The sequence below is a fragment of the uncultured Halovibrio sp. genome (genome assembly GCF_913056445.1).
GTDB classification, from domain to species: Bacteria; Pseudomonadota; Gammaproteobacteria; order Pseudomonadales; family Oleiphilaceae; genus Halospina; species Halospina utahensis_B.
In genome coordinates this window covers 1-7,817 of the sequence record NZ_CAJXMA010000109.1, presented here as the reverse complement: position 1 = coordinate 7,817, position 7,817 = coordinate 1, and the positions used below count along the sequence as shown (strand labels likewise).

The 7,817-nt window shown below is 61.6% G+C and carries 10 protein-coding genes; 1 reads left to right on the top strand and 9 read right to left on the bottom strand.

What is annotated here, in order from left to right; genetic code table 11:
- From QZ501_RS14185 to trmJ, 9 genes are all read right to left on the bottom strand, one after another.
- Positions 1-437 (bottom strand): flavodoxin-dependent (E)-4-hydroxy-3-methylbut-2-enyl-diphosphate synthase (locus tag QZ501_RS14185; RefSeq protein ID WP_295720411.1); only part of this gene is annotated, 437 nt, incomplete at its 3' end.
- Between the two features lie 41 nt (positions 438-478).
- Entirely contained in the window at positions 479-1,429 is a 951-nt protein-coding gene (locus QZ501_RS14180; protein WP_160899140.1) for a RodZ domain-containing protein, read from the bottom strand.
- The gene (gene pilW, locus QZ501_RS14175; protein ID WP_160899139.1) at positions 1,422-2,222 is read right to left on the bottom strand and encodes a type IV pilus biogenesis/stability protein PilW; all 801 of its coding nucleotides are present in this window, start codon (positions 2,220-2,222) and stop codon (positions 1,422-1,424) included. The genes QZ501_RS14180 and pilW overlap by 8 nt, the downstream gene beginning before the upstream one ends.
- A 30-nt stretch (positions 2,223-2,252) precedes the next feature.
- Positions 2,253-3,380, bottom strand: coding sequence for a 23S rRNA (adenine(2503)-C(2))-methyltransferase RlmN (rlmN, locus tag QZ501_RS14170; protein ID WP_151440565.1), 1,128 nt, complete (start codon positions 3,378-3,380; stop codon positions 2,253-2,255).
- A 30-nt stretch (positions 3,381-3,410) separates the two neighbouring features.
- On the bottom strand, positions 3,411-3,842 hold the full coding sequence (gene ndk / locus QZ501_RS14165) for a nucleoside-diphosphate kinase (protein ID WP_151440566.1): 432 nt from the start codon (positions 3,840-3,842) through the stop codon (positions 3,411-3,413).
- A 68-nt stretch (positions 3,843-3,910) separates the two neighbouring features.
- Positions 3,911-5,086, bottom strand: coding sequence for an aminotransferase class V-fold PLP-dependent enzyme (locus QZ501_RS14160; protein WP_160899138.1), 1,176 nt, complete (start codon positions 5,084-5,086; stop codon positions 3,911-3,913).
- 41 nt (positions 5,087-5,127) lie between these two features.
- Positions 5,128-5,613: an Rrf2 family transcriptional regulator gene (locus QZ501_RS14155; protein ID WP_151440568.1), complete on the bottom strand. Its 486-nt coding sequence runs from the start codon at positions 5,611-5,613 to the stop codon at positions 5,128-5,130.
- A 60-nt stretch (positions 5,614-5,673) separates the two neighbouring features.
- The gene (cysE, locus tag QZ501_RS14150; protein WP_160899137.1) at positions 5,674-6,480 is read right to left on the bottom strand and encodes a serine O-acetyltransferase; all 807 of its coding nucleotides are present in this window, start codon (positions 6,478-6,480) and stop codon (positions 5,674-5,676) included.
- Complete coding sequence (gene trmJ, locus QZ501_RS14145) at positions 6,473-7,267, bottom strand: tRNA (cytosine(32)/uridine(32)-2'-O)-methyltransferase TrmJ (protein WP_295720405.1); 795 nt, start codon at positions 7,265-7,267, stop codon at positions 6,473-6,475. The genes cysE and trmJ overlap by 8 nt, the downstream gene beginning before the upstream one ends.
- Positions 7,268-7,451: 184 nt before the next feature.
- Here trmJ and QZ501_RS14140 point away from each other — a divergent pair.
- Positions 7,452-7,817, top strand: a 366-nt coding sequence (locus tag QZ501_RS14140; protein ID WP_295720404.1) for a hypothetical protein, incomplete at its 3' end; no start/stop codon positions are given.

The following is a 7,817-nucleotide window of genomic DNA, read 5'->3' as shown; positions in this document are numbered from 1 at the left end:
TCCTTTTCCAGGGAGCCGGCGTTGACGCCGATACGGATCGGGATGCCGTGATCCTTGGCGGCGTTGATAACGGCCCTGACCCGCTCTTCCTTCCCGATGTTGCCGGGATTGATGCGCAGGCAGTCCACGCCCAGCTCCGCCACACGCAACGCGATTTTGTAGTCGAAGTGGATGTCCGCCACCAGCGGCACATTCACGGCAGCGCGGATCTTCGCAAAGGCCTCAGCGGAATCCATGTCCGGAACCGATACCCGGACAATGTCGGCACCGGCTTCCTCCAGGCCACGGATCTGCGCCACCGTCCCCTCAACGTCGAGGGTATCGGTATTCGTCATGCTCTGAACGGCTATGGGCGCATCGCCCCCCACGGGAACCGACCCCACATGGATCTGGCGGGATGGCCTGCGCTTGATGGGAGACTCTTCGTTCTTAAGCATCGTTCTGAACCTGCCATTCTCTGCGGCTGCCCCTGCGGGGTTCAGCCATTGGCTGTATCAAGTACAAACTGTGTACGCCCGGCATTCACGGGGTACTGTTCGAGTTCCACCGCTTCGCCCATAAAGCGCACCGAGGCTACCGCGTCAACGTTGCCGAGCAGCACTTCAAAGGGCACGGGGCCCTCATATTCAACTGTCTCACCTTCCTGGGCAAGGGTGACCACAACCCGCTCTCCGTTGCCGTTAACCACCTCAACCCAGCAGGCACCATCAAACGTAATGGTCAGCGATGGCTGGCTGCCACCCGGCTGTTCGCCGGTAGCCGTCTGTGTTCCACCGTTGGACGCAGCGCCACCAGAGTCATCAACCTGGGCAACAGGCGTCGAGAATGCCGGTTCGGTATCCGCGCCAGCCTCGGAGCTCCCCGCACCAGTGGTGTCGTCCTCATCCGTTGCGGTGGCAGGCTCAGGCTCGGGCTCGGAGTCGGCCTCTGCCCCCGCACCAGAACCTGGATCCGGCACTTCGAATTCCACTTCACCAGCCGCTTCCACCGCAGAATCCACCACCCAGGGTCCGTACTCGTAGACCACCCAGCCAAGGAGCAGCACTGCCACAACCGCGATGGTCATGCCCCCGATACGACGCCTGCGAATCTTCTTCTGACGTATGACTTCTGTCGGGCTGGGCTCCTTCTGCGCCTCCTGACTCTCGCGGTAGGGTTCGAGTTCCCGATCCAGGCGGGCAATCAGATCATCCCCGTCCTGTTCCGTGAGACGCGCATAGGTCCGGACATACCCCTTGAGGAAAAGATCCGCGGGCATGGCCTCATAATCACTTTCCTCAATGGCCTGGATGATCGATGGCCTCAGATGCAGCTGATCCGCGACATCCTGTCGATCCATTCCGTGGTGCTCGCGGGCGGTTCGCAGCTGTTCGCCCACGAGCCGGGTTGTCGGCCCGTTACTGTTCTCGGCGCTACCCTCTTCACTCATCGGTGACCATGGTCCTGTATTGCTGGTATTCCTCGGAATCCGGGAAGCGCTCACGCAACTGCTCCACCAGCCCGGACGCCTCTCGCTCCTCGCCTGACTCTCTTGCCAGCCGGATCCCCGCCAGCAGGGACGCAGGCGTATGGGAGAGCTCCCGGGAGCGTTCGATGCGCATGGTCAGTCGACGGTAAAGGGGCCGGGCTTCCGCATAACGCCCGGCATCGATCAGGGCCGTCACCGCACCGATGTGGGCTGTCGTACTGCCACGCCGCAGCTTCATGGCGCGCTTATAGGCGTCCGCCGCCTCATCATGGCGGTCAAGCTGGCTCGCGGTACGTGCCAGGTTCACAAAAACCCCGGCGCGACTGTCGTAATCGGTGTCCTCGGATGCCTTCCGAAACTGTTCCAGAGCCTCCTCATACCGGCCACGGTTATAGAGGAAAACCCCGAAATGGGAACGGCCACGGGTATACTCCGGTTCCAGATCCAGTGCCCGCCGGAAGCGTTGCTCGGCCAGGTCGTATTCACCCTGCTCTTCGTTGATCAACGCTTTGGCGGCGATGGCGGGGGCGCTTTCATCATTGATCTCAAGCGCACGATCCAGATGCTGGCGGGCCCGGTCATAGCGGTCATTCTGGATATAGGCCAACCCCAGACGCACGTAATCCTCCTCCGCCTGCTCAGGATTGCCTGAGGCGAAGGTTCCCTGCCGCTGCGAGACACAACCCGCCGCGACAATGCAAAGCATCAGAATCGCGGTGATCCGCATCGCGTCAGCCTTTGATCGCACTGGCATGGAGTCAGTCATCCTCCGAATCGTTTGCCTTCAGCCCACCTCCTGGTGAACCGGAATATAACGCTCACTGCGGCGGGTACGGTCCTCGAACTGGCCGACCAGCTGGCCGCAGGCGGCATCAATATCGTCGCCGCGTGTTGTACGCACCGTTGTAATATAGCCGGCCTGGTTCATTATGTCCTGAAACCGCTTCACCGCATTCCCGCTCGGGCGACGGTAATCGCTCTCGGGGAAGGGATTGAACGGGATCAGGTTGACCTTGCACGGCACGTCCACCAGCAGATCCGCAAGCTGCGATGCATGCTCCGGCTGGTCGTTGACGCCCTCAATCAGCGTGTACTCGATGGTTGCCCTGCGCCGATCCCCGAGTCCCGACAGGTACTGCTTCGTCGCCGAAAGCAGACGTTCGATCGGGTATTTGCGATTCAGCGGCACCAGTTCGTTCCGCAGCTCATCATTGGGGGCATGGAGCGAAATGGCAAGTGACACATCGGAAACCTCGCCCAGTTTCTCCAGCGCCGGAATCACCCCGGAAGTGCTGACGGTCACCCGGCGTTTGGAAATGCCGTACGCCCAGTCATCCATCATCAGGTCCATGGCATCGACAACGTTGTCGAAATTCAGCAGCGGCTCACCCATGCCCATCATGACCACATTGGTGATGGGCCGCTCCTTCGTGCGATCGAAGGGCATGAAGGTTCGCAGCGCCGCCCAGACCTGACCGATGATCTCCGCCGCGGAGAGATTACGGTTGAAGCCACGCTTGCCGGTGGAACAGAAACTGCAGTCAAGGCTGCACCCGACCTGGGAGGAGACACACAGGGTGCCGCGCTCGCCATCGGGAATCAGCACCGTCTCGATGCTGTTGCCCTCGGCCATGCGCATGACCCACTTGCGTGTGCCGTCGCTCGAGGTTTCATCAAGAAGAACCTCCGGCCCCCGGATCTCGGCGATCTCCGCCAGTCGTGCACGGAGCGTCTTGCTGACGTTGGTCATGGCCTCGAAGTCATCCACCCCATAATGGTGAATCCACTTCATGACCTGCCCGGCACGGAACTTCTTCTCGCCGATATCGACGAAGAACTGCTCCATCTTGTGCCGCGGCAGGCCAAGAAGATTAACCTTCTCAGCTGAACTCTGGGTGCCGGTGTTGCTCATGCTTGGATACCTTCTCTGTCCGCGCTGGTCTTACAGGGTGCGCGGGCAGATCTCGCTGTCGTTGAAGAAATAGGCGATCTCGCGCTCGGCGGATTCCGGCGAATCAGAGCCGTGAACCGCGTTGGCGTCGATCGAATCGGCGTAATCCGCCCGGATGGTGCCTGCTTCCGCTTCCTTGGGGTTGGTCGCGCCCATCAGTTCACGGTTCCGGGCAATGGCGTTCTCGCCTTCCAGTACCTGGACAATAACCGGGCCGGAGGTCATGAAGCCCACCAGATCCGGAAAGAACGAGCGCTCACGGTGCTCGGCGTAGAAACCCTCCGCCTGCTCCTGGGTCATGTGGATCATGCGGGCTGCCACAACCTGCAGACCGGCTTTCTCGAAACGGCTCTCAATTTCGCCGATCAGGTTGCGGGATACCGCATCCGGCTTGATGATCGACAGGGTGCGCTCAATAGCCATGGGATGAAACTCCTGTTATCAGTAATCTGTGGAATCCGGGCGGAATTATACGCACCTCAGGCGTAAAGTCACACCGTCGCACGCCGCGCGGCACTGCGTTCGCGCAGCCTCTGCACCGCCTCTGTGATGCGTTCGGCGGCAGCGTCGATTTCAGCTTCCGTACTGAAACGCCCCAGGGAGAAACGCAGCGACCCCTGAGCCTTTTCCGGCGGAAGGCCGATACCCTGAAGCACATAGGAAGGCTCAGTAGTGGCTGAAGCGCAGGCCGAACCAGAGGAGACAGCAATACCCCTCAGGGCCAGCAGCAGGGATTCGCCATCCACGCCCTCAAAGCCGATATTGATGATGCCGGGAACGCGCTCGGTTTCCGGACCATGCACCTGGACGCCCGCCAGCCCTTCGAGGCCCATAATGAAGCGCGCACGCAGCGCTTCAAACCTTTCCGCCTCGGCGTCACCCTCCTCAAGCGCCAGGCTGAAAGCATGACCCATGGCCGCGATCTGATGGGTTGCCAGGGTTCCTGACCGCAGACCACGTTCATGACCGCCACCATGCATCTGAGCCTCGATGGTGACATCCGGTGACCGCCGCACGTAGAGCGCCCCAATACCCTTGGGCCCGTAGACCTTGTGCGCGGACAGGGCCATCAGGTCCACTGGCATACGGGTGACATCCAGACCCATCTTGCCTGACGCCTGGGCCGCGTCCACATGGAACAGGACACCCCGTTCACGCAGCAGGCTCCCGATGGCCGCGATCGGGTTGATGCTGCCCAGCTCGTTATTCACCGCCATCAGCGACACAAGGATGGTGTCTTCCCTGAGCGCCGCTTCGACCTGCTCCGCTGCAATACAGCCGTACTCATCCGGCTCCAGCCAGGTGACTTCAAACCCCTTTTCCTCCAACCACTGGAAACAGTCCACCACCGCTTTGTGCTCAATGATGGACGTCACCACATGGCCGCCCCGGGCCTGATTGGCCAGCGCCGCGCCCTTGATGGCCAGGTTGTCGGATTCGGTGGCGCCCGAGGTCCAGACGATCTCCCGGCTGTCCGCACCGATAAGCCCAGCCACCCGGGCGCGCGCCTGCTCAACCGCTGCTTCGGCCTGCCAGCCCACGGCATGGGAACGGGAAGCCGGGTTGCCGAAGATGCCGTCCGGCGTCAGGTACTGCTGAAGGGTCTCCGCCACACGCGGGTCAACGGGCGTGGTGGCGGCATAGTCAAGATAGATGGTCTGTGTCATGGGATTGTTTCGCTGTTGGGAACCGTCCGCGCGGCAACCGCTCAGGCACTTGCGTGGCGGGTGTCGCCCGCAATAAGCGCGGTTTCGCGCTGGCGCTGATCCTGACGCTGAGCCACCGCCTGAACCTCCGGTTTATCCCGGAGTTCCGCCAGACTGATCCGGCTTAGAAAGCGATGGATCTCATCGCCGAGATCCGCCCAGAGGTGATGGGTCAGGCACATCTCGCCATTCTGGCAGTCGCCGGCACGATTACAACGGGTGGTGTCCAGCGACTCATTGACCGCGTCCACCACATCCGCCACGAATATCGCATCTTCCGCCTGCGTCAGCCGGTAACCACCTCCCGGCCCACGTACACTGGTGACCAGGTGGCTGCGGCGCAATCTCGCGAAAAGCTGCTCGAGATAGGACAGCGATATGCCCTGGCGCTGCGAGATGTCCGCAAGGGAAACCGGCCCACTCCCGGAATGGATGGCCAGATCAAGCATCGCGGTAACAGCGTAGCGCCCTTTGGTGGTCAGCTTCATGATCGGAATCCGGTTGCGCTGACAGATAGGCCTTGATTATCAATTAACCAAGTAAAACAGTCAAGTATTTGCCCCCGACTCACCCTCGTCAGCAGCCTTGTCCCGACCTTCAGCCGGCACGTCGCCACAGTCGAAGTCAAGCGGCAGCGGTGGCATTTCCGTGGAACCACGATAGCTGTCCATCTGTTGCAGCGCCCTGCACATGGATTCGATACGCTCGTCCACCACATGCATGTGGTCGAGCATGCTGCGAATAGAGCGGGCGATCGGATCCGGCATGTCCTCGCTGAGCCCGTAGGCATCGAAACCGATCTTCTCCTCCATAGCCTTGCGGCGCCCCTCCTCGGGCTCTTCCTTCTTGGTCACGATACGCCCGGGGATGCCCACCACTGTCGCCCCCTCGGGGACCTCCTTGGTGACCACAGCGTTTGAGCCCACCTTGGCGTGACGGCCGATGGTGAAGGGACCCAGAATCTTGGCACCAGCCCCCACGACCACGCCATCCCCCAGGGTCGGGTGGCGTTTACCGTGGTTCCAGCTGGTTCCCCCCAGGGTCACGCCCTGGTAAAGGGTGACATCATCACCAATGATCGTCGTCTCACCGATGACCACCCCCATCCCGTGATCAATAAAGAAGCGCCTGCCGATGGTAGCCCCGGGGTGGATCTCAACCCCTGTAAGCCAGCGGGCAAAGGTGGAGATGGTACGTGCCAGCCACTTGAAGCCCCACTGCCAGAGCCGATGATTCATCCGGTGGAAAAGCAGTGCATGCAGGCCGGGATAGTTGGTCAGCACCTCGAACGCATTACGGGCCGCGGGATCACGGTGAAAGACGCTCTGGATGTCCTCGCGCAGATGGTCAAACATGATTGCCCCTGTTCCGGGAACGGGCCAGCTTATCAACGCTGGTCAGGATTCCCCTGAGAATGTTCATTTCCATGCGGTCAGGATGAGCCCGCTGGAACAGCCGACGCATCCTGACCATCAATTGTCGCGGACGCTCCGGGTCGTGAAAACCGGTGGTCGTCAGCGTTTGCTCCAGGTGGGCCAGCAGGCGCTCCATGTCCGCAGCGGTGGCCGGCAGCTCATCCCAGCCGTCATCGACCGGGCTATGAGTGCTCTGCCATTGCGGCGCTGGAGACTCCGACACATCGAACAGGCTCTGCATACGCACCTCATAGAGCATCACCTGCACCGCCATGGCCAGATTCAGGGAACTGAAGTCCGGATTCGCAGGCACCTGCACATGGTAATGGCAGCGCCTGAGCTCCTCATTCGAAAGCCCATTATCCTCCCGGCCGAAAACCAGGGCCACAGGACCCTGCGGGCGCTGCTCCAGCACCCGGCTACCGCAGTCACGCGGATTGAGAATCGGCCAGGTCACGCTACGGGAGCGCGCACTGGCACCAATCACTTCCACACAGTCTGCAACGGCCTCCCCAAGGTCCGATACAACCCGGGCGTTCGCCAGCACATCATCCGCCCCGGAGGCCCTGGCGCTGGCCTTTTCATCCGGGAATGAAACCGGCGACACCAGGGCCAGCTCGGAGACACCCATGTTCTTCATGGCCCGGGCCACGGCACCGATGTTCCCCGGATGGGAAGGTTCAACCAGCACCACCCGGAGGCCTTCAAGGGAAGGATAGTCCGACATTCCGCTTTCCACCCGCCGGGCGGGCGCCTGTTACCAATGATGGGCGCATACTAGCATGCACGACAGAGCTGCGGCAGACGGCTCGCGGGTTTCCCTGACGCCAGACGCCGCCCGGCAATCGTCTTGGCCGGCGTTTTCTGGTATAGTTCGCCGCCCATCCGAATCGGACCCCATTGGTAACCTGATGCAGCCAGCAATCAAGATGGCCTTGCGCGCGGCAAGGCAGAACAGCGATTTCCTCAAGGACCAGCAGGCCCGCCTGGACGCCGACAGCAAGGCGCCGGAGGCGGTGGTGCGCACTGTGCATGCCATTGAGCACCGCATCCATGAACGCACCGAAGAACTGCTGCGCCGGTCCTACAAGGACCACTGGATTGCCCCCGCGGGCAATGTGGAGGCGGGCGACTGGGCCCAGAGCTGGCACGTTTTCCCCATCCTGGGAGAGCGCAACTTCGCGCGCGGGCTGCCGGAATTCGCAACAGCCCTGCTCCAGAAGATCAACGACCGGCCCGAGAACCTCGTGGTCCTGTGCCCGCTTACCGGCGAGGAG